Below are 17,268 nucleotides of genomic sequence, written 5' to 3' on the forward strand. Positions count from 1 at the left end.
ATTTCAGCCCCTCCGGCGTTTGAGGAGCGGGGTCTGGGGCGGAGCCCCAGGAGGGCGGGTGGGTGGGGAAGAAGCCTGCCCGGCGTTTGAGGGCGAGGCGCGGAGCGCCGATTAGGGGGAGAGGGGCGGAGCCCCAGACGGGGCGGGTTAGTCGTGGGGGGCCTGGATTACTGGTTCTCGGCGGAAGAGGGTGCCCAGGGTGGGGGCGTTCACTCGGCGGGAGGCCAGGCGGAGGGCTTCCCAGACGGTGGCCTGGTTGGCGGTGAGGATCGGCTTGCCGAGGGTGGCCTCCAGGTCCTGGATGTGTGCGGCGGTGTGGAGTGCGGTGTCCGGGAGGAGGACGGCGTCCGCGTCGGGGTGGTCGCCGGCGCGGGCCAGGGCGAGGACCTCGTCGCGGCCCCACGTGCCGACCTCCGCCGCCGTGATGATCCCGCTCCCCCGCATGGCGACGACCTCGATGCCCGCCGCCTTGAGGAAGGCGGAGAAGTGGGCGGCCACGTCCTCGGGGTAGGTGGCGGCGATGGCGACGCGTGCCGCCCCCACCTCACGTACGGCGTGGGCGAAGGCGAACGACGTGGAGGAGGCGGGAAGCCCCGCCACCTTGGCGAGCGCGCGGACCTGGTCGTGCGCGCCCTCCCAGCCGAAGACGAAGCTCCCGCTGGTGCACGCCCACACCACGGCCTCCGCGCCGGTGAGCCGCAGCTCCTCGACCCCGGCGGCGAGCCGTGCCGTGGAGCCCATCTCCAGGAGCGCGTCCACACGGTGGGCGTCCTCGCCGATGTCCGTGTGGACGACTTGCAGGCGGATGTCGGAGCCGAGCATCTGCTCCATGCGGGGGTAGTCGTCCTCGGCGGAGTGGCCCGGGTAGAGGAATCCGAGTGCGGTCAAGTCCAGCCTCCTTCTGCGGTCGGTCCTGCGGGCCCCGTGGCTTCGCCCGGTCCGGCCGGTCCCCCGGGCGGGTCGGGCAGGTTGTCCGCGGGCGCCGCGGTGGGCGGACCCGCGGTGATCGGTGGCACCGCCGCGTCGGTCACCGCGGGTCCGCCCACCGCACCCGCCGACGGCTCCAACGCCTCGTACACGTCGTACACCTCGTACGAAGGCTGATCCGCCGACTCGTACGCGGGCGCCGGCAGCGCGTCGAGCACGCCGAACTCCGCGGCCCCCGGCCGCGCGCCCGCGTTGATCAGCGCTTGGTAGGGCCCTACCGCACGCGTACCCAGCCTGCGCAGGGCCGACCACATCGTCACCTGGTTCGCCGAGATGACCGGCATCCGCAGCTCCGCCTCGAGCTGCGGGATGACGTCGTACGTGGGCAGGTTCGTGCAGCTGATGAACAGCGCATCCACCGGCCCGTTCGCCGCGCGCCGCGCCATGTCGGCGACGTCGCGGTACGGGACCTTCCAGATGTGCCGGGTCAGGCCCAGGTAGGCCCGGCCCACGACGGAGACGCCCGCCTCGCTCAGATACTCCTCCAGGGACTGGGTCACCGACCAGGTGTAGGGCGTGACGAGGGCGATGCGCCGCGCGTCCAGCTCTTCGAGTGCTTCGAGCAGCGCGCCGGACGTCGTCACCGACGCCACCGCGCCCTCGCGCGTCATGGCCTCGCACATCGCCCGCTCGCCCGCGATGCCGCCGACGAAACTGCCCGAGGTGCAGGCGTACGCGAGGACTTCCGGTTCGGCGGCCGTCAGCGCGCGTACCGCCTCGGCCAGCGTCTCGTGCTCGCTGACCAGGCGTGCCAGATCCAGGCTGACTTCGACGGGCACGTACGGCGTGCGCGTCAGATGCAGGGAGACCTCGTCCGGGACCCAGCGCCACAGCTCCCGGTCGAGGGCGAAGTCGAAGGGTGCGACGACGCCGACACCGCGCTGAGGGTGTGGTCCGCCGAGCGAGGAAAAGGAAGTGACGTCCATGAGCAGGCCCTAAATTCGTGCGTGCAGGGACAGGGCCGGCCGGGGGCCGGAAGTGGAGCTGGCGGCGCGCGACGCGCCGGGACGTCGGGACAAGGGTGCGTGTGTGCGGCGAGCACACCGTGCGCGAGAGCGCGAGCACGCTGTGTGTCCGGCTCTGTGGTGCCAGTACTGAACTGCTTCTGTTGACGAAGGTAGGTTGGGGTGCCAGCGTGGTCAATCCGCACATCTCAGACGGCTGAGAACGAGGGCCGCCGGGAAGCTGCGGCAGTCGTCCCGACGCTCTCCCAGGGAAGCGGGCTCTCGTTGCGAAACGGTTTCTCTGCCATGTCCGCCAACAGCTTCTCCGCCCCGTCCGGCCCCGGCGCCCCGGAGGGCGGGGCGTCCGGAAGCACGGGCTCCGCGGGCGGCGCACCCCGGAGCGGTCCGGCGCGGGCCGCCGCCCCCGGCGAGAGCCCCGCGCGCCCCACCGCCGCCGTCCCCACCGTCCCCACCGTCCCCACCGTTCTGGTGCTCGACGCCCCCGCCCCCGCGCCCCCGCCCCGCCTCGGCTCCCTCACAGGACGCGCCCGCGTCCTGCACGCCGACGAGGACACCCTCGCCGGTCAACTCCCGCACGCCGACGTGCTGTTGGTGTGGGACTTCCTCTCGCACGCGGTGCGCCGCGCCTGGCCCGGCGAGGGGCCGCGGCCCGCCTGGGTGCACACCGCGAGCGCGGGCGTCGACCATCTGATGTGTCCCGAACTCGCCGCGTCCGACGCGGTGGTGACCAACGCGCGCGGCGTCTTCGACCAGCCGATCGCCGAGTACGTCGCCGCCCTCGTACTCGCCATGGCCAAGGACCTGCCGCGCACCCTCGACCTCCAGCGCGAGCGGACCTGGCTGCACCGGGAGAGCCGCCGCGTCTCGGGCACGCGCGCGTGCGTGGTGGGTTCGGGGCCGATCGGCCGCGCCATCGCCCGCACCCTGAAGGCCCTCGGCATCGCGTCCGCCCTCGTCGGACGGACCCCGCGCACCGGTGTGCACGGCCCCGACGACCTCAACCGGCTGCTCGCGCGCGCCGATTGGGTGGTGTGCGCGGCGCCCCTGACCGACGACACCCGCGGCATGTTCGACGAGCGCCGCTTCGGCGTCATGCAGCCCTCCACGTGCTTCATCAACGTGGGCCGCGGCCAGCTCGTCGTCGAGGACGACCTCGCCGCCGCCCTGGCGAAGCGGTGGATCGCGGGTGCCGCGCTCGACGTCTTCGAGCAGGAGCCGCTGCCCGCGGACAGCCCGCTGTGGACCGCCCCGGGGCTCATCGTCTCGCCGCACATGAGCGGCGACACGGTCGGCTGGCGGGACGAACTCGGCGCGCAGTTCGTGACGTTGTACGGGCAGTGGGAGGCGGGTCGGGCGCTGGCGAACGTGGTCGACAAGAAACGTGGGTATGTCCCTGGGCACTGATCGCTTCCGATCACCCAGCCCAGTGCCCCGCCCCGTTCCCGTTCGCTGAGGAGACGCATGACCGAGCTCACGGACCTCACCGCCGTACAACTCGTCGATGGCTACCGCAAGGGCGAATTCAGCCCCGTGGATGTCACCCGTGCGGTGCTGCGGAGGGCCGAGGATGTCCAGCCCGCCGTGAACGCGTTCGTACGTCTGGACCACGAAGGCGCCCTCGCGCAGGCCGGGGAGAGTACCGAGCGGTGGCGGCGCGGGGAGCCCGCCGGGCTTGTCGACGGGGTGCCGGTCACCGTGAAGGACATCCTGCTGCAGCGCGGCGCGCCCACGTTCCGTGGCTCCAAGTCCGTTTCGGAGGAGGGTGCTTGGGACGAGGACGCGCCCTCGGTGGCGCGGCTGCGTGAGCACGGCGCGGTGTTCGTCGGCAAGACGACGACGCCCGAGTTCGGCTGGAAGGGCGTGACGGACAGCCCTCGGCACGGCGTGACCCGTAATCCGTACGACACCTCGCGCACCGCGGGCGGCTCCAGCGGCGGCAGCGCGGCGGCCGTGGCGCTCGGGGCGGGGCCGCTGTCGCTCGGGACGGACGGGGGCGGGTCGGTGCGGATCCCGGCCGCGTTCTGCGGGATCTTCGGGTTCAAGCCCACGTACGGCAGGGTGCCGCTGTATCCGGCGTCCGCGTTCGGGACGCTCGCACACGTCGGGCCGATGACGCGGGACGCGGCCGATGCCGCCCTGATGATGGACGTGATCTCCGGCCCTGACGCGCGCGACTGGTCCCACCTCGGGCCCGTGGCGGGCAGCTTCCGGGACGGGCTCGACGGGGGTGTGCGGGGGCTCCGGGTCGCCTACTCGGCGTCGCTCGGGGGGCAGGTCGCTGTGCGGCCCGCTGTCGCCGCTGCCGTGCGGGAGGCGGTGGGGACGCTGGCCTCACTCGGTGCGTACGTCGAGGAGGCCGATCCCGACTTCGCCGATCCCGTGGACGCGTTCCACACGTTGTGGTTCAGCGGGGCCGCGCGGGTGGTGCAGCATCTGCCGCCCGCTCGGCGGGAGTTGCTCGATCCCGGGCTTCGGGAGATCTGTGCGCAGGGGGCTCGGTTCAGTGCGCTCGACTATCTGGCCGCTGTTGATGTGCGGATGGCTCTTGGGCGGCGGATGGGGGTCTTTCATGAGACGTACGACCTGTTGGTGACGCCTACTTTGCCGGTTACCGCGTTTGAGGCGGGGGTTGAGGTGCCGGGGAAGTCCGGGCTTCGGCGGTGGACGGGGTGGACGCCGTTCACTTACCCGTTCAACTTGACTCAGCAGCCGGCTGCGACTGTGCCCTGTGGGGTGGATGGGGGTGGGTTGCCGGTGGGGGTGCAGGTTGTGGCTGCGCGGCATGCGGATGCGCTTGTTCTTCGGGTTGCGCAGGCGTTGTACGGCGGGGGCGCTGCGCTGAGCGTCCCCCAACCCCGCCCCTTCCCGTAACCAGGGGCTGCCGCCCCTGGACCCCGCTGATCGGCGCTTCGCGCCTCGTCCTCAAACGCCGGACGGGCTGAAACCGCCCACGTTTACGCTCGCCGGAAATTCAACGTCTCCCCCAGCGCCCCCGTCCGCCACAAGTCGTTGCACGCCTCCGCCATTTCCTCCAGGCCCTCGACGATCTGGCCCCAGACGATGCCTGGGACCCAGCCCACGTCGCCGTTGATCAGGAGGTTGTTGCGTTCGTAGAAGAGGGCCAGGTCGACGATCGTGCCCTGTTGGGGTGTTTCGTAGCCGTGGGACTTTGTGCCCAGTTCTGTGCCGGAGAAGGTGAAATAGCACAGGTCGCCGGGGATGGGGGTGATGGTGGGGTTTTCGAGGGGAGGTTCGGTGGGGGCGAAGGGTGGGAACAGGGCGTAGATCTCATTCCGGGCATATTTCGCGTGGTACACCTCTCCGCCCAGCGGGAGGGCGTCCCAGACCGCCGCGCAGGTGACCGGAGCCCGGTCGTCGAGGAGCTTCGCCGTGGCCTGAACTCCCCGCTTGGCGAGGGAGACTTCGATGTATCGGTCTGCCATGGGGCCCATGGTCCACCCCGGGTCGGCGCTCGCGTCAAGTGGACAACGATCGCATCAGGGGCTGGAATTCAACGGCATATCTCGCGTCGGCTCGGGTAGCCGCGCGCCCATGGCTCCACCATCGAGGAACCCAAACAAGACAGAGCGCGCACCCGGCGTGCGCCGGAGAACCCTGCTCGCGTCGGCCGCCGTCCTGGGCACGGCAGGCGCGCTCGGCGCCACGGCGTGCAGCCGGGTGCCCACGGGCGACACGCTGGCCCGGCTGAAGTCGCAGGGCACGGTGCGGCTCGGCATCGCGGGCGAGGCCCCGTACGGGTACATCGACGACAAAGGCGACTTCACGGGTGAGGCGGTGGAGCTCGCCAGGATCATCTTCAAGCGGCTCGGCGTCGACAGCGTGCAGCCCGTCGCCACCGACTTCAGCTCGCTGATCCCGGGGCTGCAGACGCAGCAGTTCGATGTCGTGTCCGCCGGGATGTACATCAACAAAGAGCGCTGTCAGCAGGTGATCTTCTCCGATCCCGAGTACCAGATGCTCGACTCGTTCATCGTGCGCAAGGGCAACCCGAAGGGGCTGCACACGTACGCCGACGTCGTGAAGAAGAAGGCCAAGTTCGGCACGGGCACGGGCTACGCCGAGATCGCGTACGCAGTCGACGCCGGGTACAAGGAGAGCGACATCGTGATCCTCCAGGACCCGGTGGCGGGGCTCAACGCCGTCGAGGCCGGACGGATCGACGTCTTCGGCGGGACCGCGCTGACCGCGCGCGGCGTGGTGAGGAAGAGCACCAAGGCCGAGGCCACCGAGGCGTTCGCGCCCCTCGTCGACGGCAAGAAGCACGTCGACGGCGGCGGCTTCACCTTCCGCCCCAACGACACCGAGCTCCGCGACGCCTTCAACGTGGAGATCCACAAGATGAAGAAGAGCGGCGAGCTCTTCCGGGTGCTGAAACGGTTCGGTTTCACCAAGGACGAGATGACCACCCTGACCGCAGAGGAGCTGTGCAAATGACAGCGGGACTGTGGGAACACTGGGTACTTCCGGGCATCTGGATCACCATTCAGCTCACGCTCTACAGCGCGGCGCTCGCGACCGTCGTGGCCTTCGGCGTCGGCATGGCGCGCACGCACCGGCTGCGCACCGTGCGGTTCTTCGCCGGGTTCTACACGGAGATCTTCCGCGGGACGTCCTCGCTCGTGCTGATGTTCTGGATCTTCTTCGTGCTGCCTCAGCTCGCGGGGTGGGCGCTCGTCCCGATGTGGGCCGCGGTGCTCGCACTCGGGCTTTCGTACGGTGCGTACGGCGCCGAGATCGTGCGCGGCGCCCTGAACGCGGTGACCCCGGCGCAGCGCGAAGCGGGGGTCGCGCTGAGCTTCACGCCCTGGCAGCGGATGCGGCTCATCCTGCTGCCGCAGGCCGTGCCCGAGATGATCCCGCCGTTCTCGAACCTGCTGATCGAGCTGCTCAAGGGCACCGCCCTGGTGTCGCTGCTCGGCATCGGTGACGTGTCCTTCGCCGCCTATCTGGTGCGGCTCGCGACCACCGAGAGCGCGGAGATCTACTCGATCACGCTGGTCATCTACTTCGTGATCGCCTTCCTGCTGACCCGCGGGATGCGGATCCTCGAGCGCAAGGCCAAGGCCGGGATCGGGCAGAAGCCCGAGCCGGGCGTCGGCATCATGCGCAGGCTGGGCCTTCGCCAGTCGACGGACGAGCTGACCCACGCGGTGAAGCAGAACGGGGGTGTCTCATGAACAACGGTACGGACAAGTGGGACTGGGGCGCCGTCTCCGACTTCATGCCGCACTTCTGGGACGGGTTGCTCATCACCCTCCAGGTGCTCGCGCTCGGCTCGCTCATCTCGTTCGGGCTCGGCCTCGTCTGGGCGCTCGCGTTCCGGGCGCCGACGCGGTTCATCCGCTGGCCGGTCGGGATCGTCACCGAGTTCATCCGCAACACACCGCTGCTCGTGCAGCTCTTCTTCCTGTACTTCGTGCTGCCCGAGTGGGACATCCAGTACTCGGCGATGACCACCGGCACGATCGCGATCGGCCTGCACTACTCGACGTACACCGCGCAGGTCTACCGCGCGGGCATCGAGGCCGTGCCCGTCGGCCAGTGGGAGGCGGCCAAGGCGCTCAGCCTGTCGTACACGCGCACCTGGACCGCGGTGATCCTGCCGCAGGCGATCCGGCGTGTGATCCCCGCGCTCGGCAACTACGTCATCGCGATGCTCAAGGACACCCCGCTGCTCGCCAGCATCGGCGTGCTCGAACTCCTGCAGCGCTCGCGCCTCGAAGCCGCGCAGACCTTCCAGTACACCGAGGCGCTGACCGTCGTCGGTGTCGCCTTCATCCTCATCGCCTATCCGTCCTCCCTCCTCCTGCGAGCCCTGGAGCGCCGTCTTGTCCGCTGACACGAATCTCACCAAGGACCAGCCGAATCCGGCGGTGGACGGCAGCGAGCTGATCCGCTTCGACAAGGTCGTCAAGCGCTTCGGGTCCAACACGGTCCTGGACGAGCTGGACTTCTCCGTCTCCTCCGGCAAGCACGTGACGCTGATCGGCCCGTCGGGATCGGGAAAGACGACGATCCTGCGCCTCCTCATGACGCTGATCAAGCCGGACGAGGGCACGATCAAGGTCGGCGGGGAGTATCTGACGCACGAGCAGAAGAACGGCAAGCTCGTGCCCGCCGGCGAGAAGCACGTCCGCGAGGTCCGCAAGAACATCGGCATGGTGTTCCAGCAGTTCAACCTCTTCCCGAACATGAAGGTCCTGCGCAACATCACCGAGGCCCCCGTCACCGTGCTCGGCCTGTCCAAGGACGAGGCGGAGCAGCGGGCCCGCGAGCTGCTCGACCTGGTCGGGCTCGGCGACCGCTGCGACTCGTACCCGACGCAGCTCTCCGGCGGCCAGCAGCAGCGCGTCGCCATCGCGCGGGCGCTCGCGATGCGGCCGCAGGTGCTCCTCCTGGACGAGGTGACGTCCGCGCTCGACCCGGAGCTGGTCGCGGGCGTCCTGGACGTCCTGCGGGACATCGCGCACACCACCGACATCACGATGCTGTGCGTGACCCACGAGATGAACTTCGCGCGGGACATCTCCGACCAGGTGCTGATGTTCGACGCGGGCCGGGTGATCGAGTCGGGTTCGGCGGAGAAGATCTTCACCGAGCCGGAGCACGAGCGGACGCGGGAATTCCTGTCCGCGGTGCTGTGAACCTGGCAGTGCGCTGAGCGGATTGTCGAGGTCATGGCTTCGGCGCATGCCATAGGCATATGCCAGAGTGGCGTGTTCCTGCTCACCGAGCCGGAATCGCGCCACTCTTCCGGCCAACACCCCCTACCCAGCGGGCACTTGGCGGCTATCGTGGACAGTGTCGTGCTGTCCGGAACCGTTCCATGTCAGGATCAGCGATCAGGGGGAAGCCGTGGCGCTGCAGCGCGAGTCGACGACGGCCCACCAATTGGTACAGAACGCCCTGCGGGTGCTGGAGATCGTCGCCAACCGGGGCACCGGCATCACCGAGGACGAGCTGGCCCGCCGCACGCGGATGCCGGCCGACCGGCTCGCCGCGCTCCTGCGCATGCTCCGGCGCGAGGGATACGTCGAGCAGATCACCGACGGCGCGTACGTGACGGGCGCCTCGCTCACCCGCCTCGGCTCCGCTCACGACCGCGCCCTCGCCCTGCGCGAGAAGCTCCGGCACACCCTCGGCGGGCTGCGCGACTCGATCGGCGCCGCGGTCTACCTGAGCCGGTATGTGGACGGCGAGATCCGGGTCACCGACTTCGCGGACGGCCCGCGCGCGCCGAAGGTCAACGAATGGGTGGACTTCCGGGTCTCGGCGCACGCCAGCGCCGTCGGCAAGAGCCTGCTCGCCCAGCTCGACCTGGACGCCCGCAGGGACCACCTCTCCCGGCACAAGATGGCCCGCCTCACCTCGCGCACCATCACCAGCGAACGCGTCCTGCTGAACAACCTCGACGCCCAGGCTCCCACGGTCCCGGTCCTCGACCTCCAGGAGTACGCGGTCGGCACGGTCTGCGCCGCCGTCCCCATCACCGCGGGCGCCACCGTCGGCTCCCTCGCCCTCTCCCTGCCGATCGAGCACGCCCACCGCCTGCGGGAGGCCGCCGACACCCTGAACAGGAACGCGGCACCGGTCCTGCTCTCCCTGGCGATCTAGCCCCGCCGCTCCCTCACCCCCTGGCGTCCGCCCCGGGTGGTCCGGAGCACCTCCCGGCACCAGGTATTATTTTCGAGTCAGCAGGCGCCGCTAGCTCAGTTGGTTAGAGCAGCTGACTCTTAATCAGCGGGTCCGGGGTTCGAGTCCCTGGCGGCGCACAGACAGCGAAGGCCCTCCGTTCCGACGGAGGGCCTTCGTGCTGTTCCGGTCGCGGGCCTCGGTGGAAACGTCTCGCGTCTCAGTGGAAACTCAGCGTCCGGTACACCGTCACGTTCCCCGCCAGCTCCTGGCAGCGCTGGGCCGCCGTCGTCAGCTTGGTGTGGCAGTCGGGGGCCGCGGTGTCCAGGAGGATGCCGAGGGCCGTGCCGCTGTGGCCGACGACGACGCCGAGGCCGCCCACCGCCTCGCAGATGTCGATCATCGGTTCCAGGGACCACTTGTGGCGCAGGACCTGGTTCATGCGGGCGCTGGCCGTGGCGACGCGGCCGACCTCCGCGAGGTCGCGGGCCGCCACCGCCCGCGTGACACGGTCCAGGAGCCGGGCGTACTCGCGTTCGTCGGCGGCGGTGAACGGCTTGGGGATGTTGTTGAAGTCGACGGTGTCCACCGAGCCGCCCTCGTCGACGCTGACCACCGCCATCGACGGCAGCGAGCCCAGCTTGGCGCGCAGCCGCACGCTGCGGTGGTGGAAGGCGACCACCGAGGGATAGAGCACGCCGTCCGTGGGCTCGATCCTCGCCAGGTACCTCTCGATGCGGCGCGGCGGCATCGCCTCGCCGAGCGCGTTGGCGACCGCCCGCGCCGTCGCCACCAGGTCGGCCGAGGAGCTGGCGAGGCCCTTGCCCTCGGGCAGGGTGCTGTCGAGGACGAGCAGGCCGCCCGCGGGGTGCTCCGTGTCCTCCATGATCATGGAGGTGAGGCGGAGCGCCTTCTTCTTGTGCGGCGGCACGACCGCGAGGGCGTCCGCGCCCGGGTCGAGTTCGAAGCGGGCCATGGCCCAGCGGGCGACCGGCAGCGTCACCAGGAAGTCGCCGTCCTTCTCGGGCAGCACGCCCTGCAGCAGCTCCCCGAAGGTGCCGAACGCGGCGCTGACCCCGACGGCCGCCACACCGGGCGGGGCCGTACCGGTCAACAGGTGTGCGTGCGTGGTCACGTGGTTCCTCCTTGCCCCGGCGGCTCGGCGCGCAGCGCCGCCCGCACCGCTCCCGCCGCGTCCGCGGGGCGGGTACTGACGAAGTAGTGGCCTCCCAGAGGCAGTTCGTGGCTCGTGACGTGGTCGCTGACCGCCTTCCATTCCAGGTGCGACCGCGCGGAGCGCCCGGTGGCCGGGTCGTCGCGCGCGACGACGACGTCCAGGGGCGCCCGCACCCGGTGCGCGTCGGGGTCGGCGCGCAGCCGCAGGAGATGCGTGTGCGCGGCCCGGAGGTCGTGGCGGCAGGCGCGGGCCACGACCTCGGCGCGCTCCGGCTTGAGCGCGTCCAGCTCGACGTACGCGCCACCCGCGCGGAGGCCGTCGAGGAGCGTGGAGTCGTCCGCCGCGGCGGCCCGGTCGGCCCGGGCGCGCAGGGTGGCCGGGTCGTCGAGGAGCTGGGCGCCGACGAAGACCCGCGCGACGGCGTGGCCCGCGGCCTCCAGGAGCCGGGCGGTCTCCAGGGCGGGCGCGGCGCCCGCCCCGTGGCCCCAGAGCAGGACGGGCCCTGGGGCGCGCGCGGCCAGTTCGTCCCGTACCCGGCGGGCGAGTTCGGGGACGTCCGCGAGGGGGCCCGCGGCGCCCGCGAGGTCATGGCCGGGCGGCTCCACGCCGAGGACGGCGATGCCCTCGCCCTCCAACTCAGCGGCGAGCGCACGGTAGTTGACGGCGTTCCCGCCCTCGTACGGGAAGCAGACCAGGGTGTGACGCGGGTTGCGGACCAGGGACAGCTCCTGGAGCAGGCCGCCGCCCGGGGCCCTGGCACCGTCGACGGCCGCGGCCAGGTCGGCGAGGACCGGGTGGGCCGTGAGGCGGGCGAGGGAGAGGGTGCCGTCGAGGTGGACGAGGAGGCGTACCGAGGCGAGGGACGTACCGCCCAGCTCGAAGAAGCTGTCGGCGCGGCCGATCCGCTCCAGGGGTACGCCGAGGACCTCCGCCCACAGCATCGCGAGCCGCTGCTCGGTCGCGGTGGCGGGCGCGGTGTGCGGGGCGCCGCCGTGGCCGAGCGTGCCGGCGAGGCGGACCAGGGCCTGCTTGTCGGCCTTGCCGTTGTCGGTGCGGGGCAGGCGCTCCAGTTGGTGTACGTAGGCGGGCACCATGTAGTCGGGCAGGCGGGCGGCGAGGTGGTCGCGTACGCGGTCGGCGGGGAGCGGTCCCGGGCCGCAGACGAAGGCCGCGAGGCCGCGGGGGGCGGCGGTGCGGTCGCGTGGTCCGGCGCGGTCCCCTGGGCCGTCACCGAAGCCGACGCCTCCGCTTCCGCCTCCGTCGATGACCACGGCCGCCTCGCGCACGCCCGGCATCGCCGTCAGGCGGTTCTCGATCTCGCCCAGCTCGATGCGGTAGCCGCGGATCTTGACCTGTTCGTCGTGGCGGCCCAGGTACTCGATGCGGCCGTCGGGCAGCCAGCGGCCGAAGTCGCCGGTGCGGTACATGCGGGTGCCGGTGCGGAACGGGTCGGCGACGAAGGCCTGCCGGGTGCGTTCCTCGTCGTTGACGTAGCCGCGGCCCACGCACACGCCGGAGAAGGCGATCTCGCCGGTCGAGCCGAGGGGGACGAGGTCCAGGTTCGCGTCGAGGATGTACGTGTTGACGTTGCGGAGGGAGCGGCCGAGCGGCACGAAGTCGCGCTCGGGGGCGGCGTACAGGACCTCATGCATCGTGTCGTCGCAGACCTCGGTCGCCCCATAGGCATTGACGAGCCGGATGTCCGGGTACAGCACGAACCAGCGGCGCACCAGGTCCAGGCTGAGTGCCTCGCCGGTGACGGACAGCGCCCGCAGCGCGCCGAGGGGACGCGGTGTGCGCCGCTCCAGGTGTGTGAGCAGGACCTCCAGGTACGAGGGGACGACCTGCGCGACCGTCACGCCGCCGTCGGCGATCTCCTCCAGGAAGCCGTCCACGCCGAGCTGCGCCTCGGTGTCGACGATGCGGACGGCTGCGCCGGTGAGCAGGGGGGCGGCGAACTGCCAGAGGGAGATGTCGAAGCTTTGGGAGGCGGTTTGGGCGACCATCTCGCCGGTGCCGTCCGGGGGGCCGGGTGGTCCGCTCGGGCCCGCGAGCCCCATGTCGTCGATCTTCATGTGGAGGTGGTTGAGGAATCCGGCGTGCTCGCAGAGGGCGCCTTTGGGGGTGCCGGTGGAGCCGGAGGTGAAGTAGATGTAGGCGGCTTGGGTGGGTCGGACGGGGGTGTTCGGGGGGTGGGTGGGGGTGTCGTCGGCGCTGTCGACGCTGTCGACGGCGAGGATTTCGGGGACGGGGAGGATGGCGGTGGCGGTGGCGGTGTCATGGGCTGGGGGCGCGGCGGCCCCCGTCCGGTCCGGCACCCCGCCGCCCGCGTCGGTCAGGGCGAACGCCGCTCCGCTGCGGTCGAGTTGGGACGCGATGTGGTCGGCGGGGAAGTCGGGGCTCACCGGCAGGTAGACGCCGCCCGCCTTGAAGACGCCGAGCGCGGCGGCGATCCAGTCCAGGCTGCGCTCCATGACGACGGCCACCACGTCCTCGGCCCGCACGCCCGCCCGCAGCAGCGCGTGCGCGACGGTGTTGGCTCGTTCGTCCAGTTCCCGGTACGTCAGGCGGTGGGTGCCGTGGACGGCGGCGAGGGCGTCGGGGGTGGCGCGAACCCGGTCCTGGAACAGGTCCACGAACGTCCGCTCCGGCAACTGCGCGCGCGGGCCCGCGAATTCGTACAGCTGGGTCTCCGTCTCGCGCGCCGACAGCAGGCTCTGGCGGTCGTGCCGCCCGGCCGGGTCGGCGACGATCGCGCGCAGCGCGGCAAGGTGGTAGCCGACCATACGCTCGGCGTACGAGGCGTCGAGCGCGGCCGTGTCGTGGATGATCCGCAGGGTGAGCCCGCGGTCCCCGTCGGGGGCGAAGGCGACGAGCAGGACGGTGCCGTCGGGCAGGGCGGCCTCTTGCGGCGGGGTGCGCCCCGACAGGTCGAGGACCACCTCCGGCCGGGCCGCGCCCCGGTACGTCGTCGCCCCGGCCGCGCCCGCCACCAGGTCGGCCCAGCTGGAGTCGGGGACGGCGAGGCGCAACGGACCGTCGAACGCGGCCTGTTCGTGGGGTACGTAGCCGACGAGCAGGTCGCGTTCGTTGGTGAGGGTCGACAGGACGCGGGCGTGGGCGGCCATGAGGAGTGCGGGCAGGGTGGTGCCCAGGCCGGCGGCCGTGCGTTCCAGGGCGCGGGTGAAGTCGGCGGGGAGCCGGGCCGTGCGGAGGCCCGGGGGGCCGCCGGTGCGTGCGGGCACCGGTGCCGTCCACCGGGGAATGCGGGTGGACGGTTCCCTGCTCGTGCGGTGGTCGTCGCTCATCGGTCCCCCTCCACGGCCGCGACGGCGCGTGGCGCTTGCGCGGGCGGTACGACGTTCTGCGCGGGCCGTACGGCGTTCTGCGCGAGCCGTACGACGTTCTGCGCGGGCTGCATGGCGGTTGCCGCGTGCGCGGTGTCCGTCGGTGCAGTGGCCTGCGAGGCCTGTGCGGACTTGGTGGCGCCCGTGGCCCGCGCCGACGTGGTGGCCTTCGTGGCCTCTGCCGTGGCTGTGGCCTCCGCGGCCTCTGCGGACTTCGCTCCCCCGTCCAGCTCGACCTCGATCAGTCCCGTCGCGTCCCGCGCGCGGCGCCCCGCCTCCTCCGTGTCCCGGCCGGTGGCCACGACGCTCGCCAGGCGGTCCAGGAACGAGTGGGTGACGCGTACGTCCCTGCCGACGGCGGTGGTGACTGCGGCGGCCACAACTCCCTCCGCGTTCCGGGCACTTGGGAGGCCTGTGATCGCCTCGATCCGTCCCTCCCCCGGCGTCCGGAGGAAGCGGACGGCCGCGTGGCCCGCGCCGGTTGCGGGACGGGCGGGCGGGCGGCCCGAGGCGCGGGCGATCACCGCGTCGACCAGGTCCACGCCCGTGGCGGCCCGTACCGCTACGGGGATCATGCCGCCCGCGAGCCGGGGGTTGACCTCGATGACGACCGGTCCTCGGACGGACAGGCGCAGTTCGGTGTGGGCCGCGCCCCAACCGAGGCCGAGCGCCGCGAGCGCGCGCAACGCGGTGTTCGCGAGCGCGGCGGCGGTCTCCTCGGGGACGGGTGCGGGTACGTCGTGTCCGGTCTCCACGAAGTAGGGCTCGGGCCCGACGTGCTTGGCGACGACCGCGACCACCCGGTCGTCCAGGGTCTCCACGGAGAACTCCGGGCCCCGGACGGCCTGTTCGACCAGGATGCGGCCCGGCACGGGGTTGCCGCGCTCGTCGGTGCCCCGGTCCAGGAGGCGGCCCGCCCAGGCACGGGTCTCGCCCGCGTCCCGGCACAGTCGTACGCCGACCGAGCCGGACCCGCTGACCGGCTTGAGCACGACGGGGAACCCGGTCACCTCGGCCGCGCGCACCGCGCCGTCCACGCTCTCGGCGACCGTGAACACCGGTACCGGCACCCCGTGTTCGGCGAGCGCAGCCCGCTGCGCACCCTTGTCCCGGCAGCGGGCGACGGCGTCCCCGTCGGCGGCAGGCAGCCCGAGCTTGGCCGCCACGCGGGCCGCCGTGGCCACGAAGTACTCGGAGCTGGAGGCAACTCCGGCGAGGGCCGCGTCGCGCGGGGATCCGCCGGGGGCACCGGAGCCCGCGGAGCCGCCGGGCACCGCTGCCCGGTCGGGCCCGGAGGCCCGGGTGCCCCCCGCACCCCCCTCCTCCGCCAGCGCCCCGCACGCCTCCACCACCGCCGACAGATCGCCCGTGTCCACCACCCGTACATCGACCGCGTCCTCCGCGACGTACGGGTATCGGGACGGGTCACGGGTCAGCAGGACCGGTCTGAGGCCGCGGGCGCGGGCCGTGGCGCAGAAGTCTCGGCCCGTTCCTGTGGTGTTGCTCTCGATGAACGCTAGCCAGGTCATTGGGTGCCTCCCGTCGGCCTGCCGGGGGTGGCGCGGCCGGGTGCGTGGCGTTCGACTACTTCGGCGACTGCCGTCGCGAGCGCGCGTTCGGCGTCGCGGAGGCGGGTTCGGCGGGTCGCGCTCCAGTCGGCGTGGGTGATCAGGCTGTGTCGGAGGATGGACACGACCTCGTCGCATTCGCCTGGGCCGCCGCCGCGGTCGTGGTCGGCGACCACCTCGGCGAGTGGCGGGAGGGCGCCGCCGAGGGCGGGGAAGCCCTCGGGCGGGGTGATCTCGGTGAGTTCGGCCGCGCCGGTGTCGACGGCCTCGCGTACGGCGGCGCCCACCGCGTGGTGGGCGGTGCGGAACGGGACGCCCTGCGCCACCAGGCGGTTCGCGATCGCCGTGGCGGTCACGAAGCCCTCCTTGGCGCGCTGTTCCATCCGGGCGGGCACCGGCCGCGCACCCGTGACCAGGACCTGGGTCAGGAGCACGGAGTCATGGACGGCGGCGAGGGCCGGCCACACCACGGCCACGGCCTCCGTGCCGACCTCGATGGAGTTGGTGAACGGCGTCGACTTCATCGCGGACGCCGACGCGGTCCACGCGCCCACGGCCGCCGCGGCCTTCCCCTTCACATGCTCCAGGAGGAACGCGTTCCGCTTCTGCGGCATGGCCGAGCTGCCGCCCACCAGCCGCTCCGGAAACTCCACGAAGCCGAACTCCTGCGTGCTCCACAGCTGCAGGTCGGTGGCGAGCCGGCTCAGCGTCACCCCGGCCGACGCCGCCGCGGCCAGCGCCCGCAGCGCAGTGTCGCGCGCGGCCACCGCGTCCGTGGCGTGCAGCGGCGGCCCGCCGAAGCCGAGCAGCGCGGCCGTGCGCGCGGGCCGGATCGGCAGGTCGGTGCCCGCCACCGCGCCCGCGCCGAGTGGGCAGCGCAGGTCCAGTTCGTCCACGGTGTGCTTCAGGCCCGCGATGTCCCGGTCGAGCGCCGTGGCCAGACCCGCCAGGTAGTAGCCGTACGTCACCGGCATCGCGGGCTGGAAGTGGGTGTAGACGGGCATGACCACGTCCCGGTGGATCCGGGCTCGGGACAGCAGTGCCGCCTGGAGGCGTTGCAACTGGCTCAGCAGTTCCAGGAGTTCGGCGCGCAGGCGCATCGCCGTGACGGTGGCCTTCAGGTCGTTGCGGGAGCGCCCGGTGTGCAGCTTGCCGCCGACGTCCGCGCCGAGCGCGGCGGTGAGGTGGCCCTCGTACATGAGGTAGAGCCCGCGCGGCGCGTCGAGGCCCGTGAGCTCTCGGAAGCCGTCCGCGCGGAGGCCGGCGATGCGGTCCAGGAGGGCCGCGGCCGCGGGGCCCGGGAGCAGTCCGCTCTCGGTGAGCATCACTATGTGCGCGAGGTCGACGGTGCTGGTCAGGTCCAGTTCCGCGCGGATCGCCTCGGGGTCGGGCTCGCCGTAGACGACGCGGCGGGTGCGGGGGCCGAGGACGGCGGTGAGGCGGCCGGTGTCGGGGGAACGGGCGGCGGTGGTCGCCGTGTTCCCCGTGTCCCGCACGGTGGTCGCCGCATCCCGCGCGGTGCTCGCCGTGTCCCGCGCGGCCTGCGCCGGGCTCGTGACACGACCAGTCAC

At 72.1% G+C, this 17,268-nt stretch carries 14 protein-coding genes and 1 tRNA gene; 8 read left to right on the forward strand and 7 right to left on the reverse strand.

Annotation, left to right across the window (positions count from 1 at the left end):
* Nucleotides 1-147 precede the first annotated feature (147 nt).
* Together IEY91_RS27450 and IEY91_RS27455 are read right to left on the reverse strand one after the other, a co-directional pair.
* On the reverse strand, nt 148-888 hold the full coding sequence (locus IEY91_RS27450) for a maleate cis-trans isomerase family protein (RefSeq protein WP_189176051.1): 741 nt from the start codon (nt 886-888) through the stop codon (nt 148-150).
* A complete protein-coding gene (locus tag IEY91_RS27455) occupies nt 885-1,913 on the reverse strand; it encodes a maleate cis-trans isomerase family protein (RefSeq protein ID WP_189176052.1) in 1,029 nt (342 codons plus the stop codon). Before IEY91_RS27455 ends, IEY91_RS27450 begins: the two co-directional genes overlap by 4 nt.
* A 507-nt stretch (nt 1,914-2,420) precedes the next feature.
* Here IEY91_RS27455 and IEY91_RS27460 point away from each other — a divergent pair.
* Together IEY91_RS27460 and IEY91_RS27465 are read left to right on the forward strand one after the other, a co-directional pair.
* Entirely contained in the window at nt 2,421-3,356 is a 936-nt protein-coding gene (locus tag IEY91_RS27460; protein WP_189176220.1) for a D-2-hydroxyacid dehydrogenase, read from the forward strand.
* A gap of 57 nt (nt 3,357-3,413) precedes the next feature.
* Nucleotides 3,414-4,823 carry an amidase gene (locus tag IEY91_RS27465; protein WP_189176053.1) on the forward strand — a complete coding sequence of 470 codons (1,410 nt, stop codon included), beginning with the start codon at nt 3,414-3,416 and terminating at the stop codon, nt 4,821-4,823.
* Nucleotides 4,824-4,906: 83 nt separating this feature from the next.
* Here the strand turns inward: IEY91_RS27465 and IEY91_RS27470 are convergent, their stop codons facing one another.
* Nucleotides 4,907-5,395, reverse strand: a complete 489-nt coding sequence (locus tag IEY91_RS27470) for a DUF3830 family protein (protein ID WP_164324734.1) — start codon at nt 5,393-5,395, stop codon at nt 4,907-4,909.
* Between the two features lie 109 nt (nt 5,396-5,504).
* Between IEY91_RS27470 and ehuB the strand changes: the two genes are divergently transcribed.
* The 6 genes from ehuB (at nt 5,505) to IEY91_RS27500 (ending at nt 9,745) form a co-directional block, all read left to right on the forward strand.
* Nucleotides 5,505-6,407: an ectoine/hydroxyectoine ABC transporter substrate-binding protein EhuB gene (gene ehuB, locus IEY91_RS27475; protein ID WP_164324731.1), complete on the forward strand. Its 903-nt coding sequence runs from the start codon at nt 5,505-5,507 to the stop codon at nt 6,405-6,407.
* The gene (gene ehuC, locus IEY91_RS27480) at nt 6,404-7,150 is read left to right on the forward strand and encodes an ectoine/hydroxyectoine ABC transporter permease subunit EhuC (RefSeq protein ID WP_189176054.1); all 747 of its coding nucleotides are present in this window, start codon (nt 6,404-6,406) and stop codon (nt 7,148-7,150) included. Before ehuB ends, ehuC begins: the two co-directional genes overlap by 4 nt.
* Complete coding sequence (gene ehuD, locus IEY91_RS27485) at nt 7,147-7,812, forward strand: ectoine/hydroxyectoine ABC transporter permease subunit EhuD (RefSeq protein ID WP_189176055.1); 666 nt, start codon at nt 7,147-7,149, stop codon at nt 7,810-7,812. Before ehuC ends, ehuD begins: the two co-directional genes overlap by 4 nt.
* Entirely contained in the window at nt 7,802-8,617 is an 816-nt protein-coding gene (ehuA, locus tag IEY91_RS27490) for an ectoine/hydroxyectoine ABC transporter ATP-binding protein EhuA (protein ID WP_189176056.1), read from the forward strand. Before ehuD ends, ehuA begins: the two co-directional genes overlap by 11 nt.
* Before the next feature lie 211 nt (nt 8,618-8,828).
* The gene (locus IEY91_RS27495; protein ID WP_189176057.1) at nt 8,829-9,587 is read left to right on the forward strand and encodes an IclR family transcriptional regulator; all 759 of its coding nucleotides are present in this window, start codon (nt 8,829-8,831) and stop codon (nt 9,585-9,587) included.
* 84 nt (nt 9,588-9,671) lie between these two features.
* Nucleotides 9,672-9,745, forward strand: a tRNA-Lys gene (locus IEY91_RS27500).
* An 80-nt stretch (nt 9,746-9,825) separates the two neighbouring features.
* Here the strand turns inward: IEY91_RS27500 and IEY91_RS27505 are convergent.
* Genes IEY91_RS27505 through argH form a run of 4 tightly spaced genes read right to left on the reverse strand, consistent with a single transcriptional unit; the run spans nt 9,826 to nt 17,268 of the window.
* Nucleotides 9,826-10,740, reverse strand: coding sequence for a GHMP family kinase ATP-binding protein (locus IEY91_RS27505; protein WP_189176241.1), 915 nt, complete (start codon nt 10,738-10,740; stop codon nt 9,826-9,828).
* Nucleotides 10,737-14,090 carry a non-ribosomal peptide synthetase gene (locus tag IEY91_RS27510; protein ID WP_189176058.1) on the reverse strand — a complete coding sequence of 1,118 codons (3,354 nt, stop codon included), beginning with the start codon at nt 14,088-14,090 and terminating at the stop codon, nt 10,737-10,739. Before IEY91_RS27510 ends, IEY91_RS27505 begins: the two co-directional genes overlap by 4 nt.
* Nucleotides 14,087-15,658: an ATP-grasp domain-containing protein gene (locus IEY91_RS27515; RefSeq protein ID WP_189176059.1), complete on the reverse strand. Its 1,572-nt coding sequence runs from the start codon at nt 15,656-15,658 to the stop codon at nt 14,087-14,089. The genes IEY91_RS27510 and IEY91_RS27515 overlap by 4 nt, the downstream gene beginning before the upstream one ends.
* A complete protein-coding gene (argH, locus tag IEY91_RS27520) occupies nt 15,655-17,268 on the reverse strand; it encodes an argininosuccinate lyase (protein ID WP_189176060.1) in 1,614 nt (537 codons plus the stop codon). The genes IEY91_RS27515 and argH overlap by 4 nt, the downstream gene beginning before the upstream one ends.

This window comes from Streptomyces lasiicapitis (genome assembly GCF_014646335.1).
GTDB lineage: Bacteria > Actinomycetota > Actinomycetes > Streptomycetales > Streptomycetaceae > Streptomyces > Streptomyces lasiicapitis.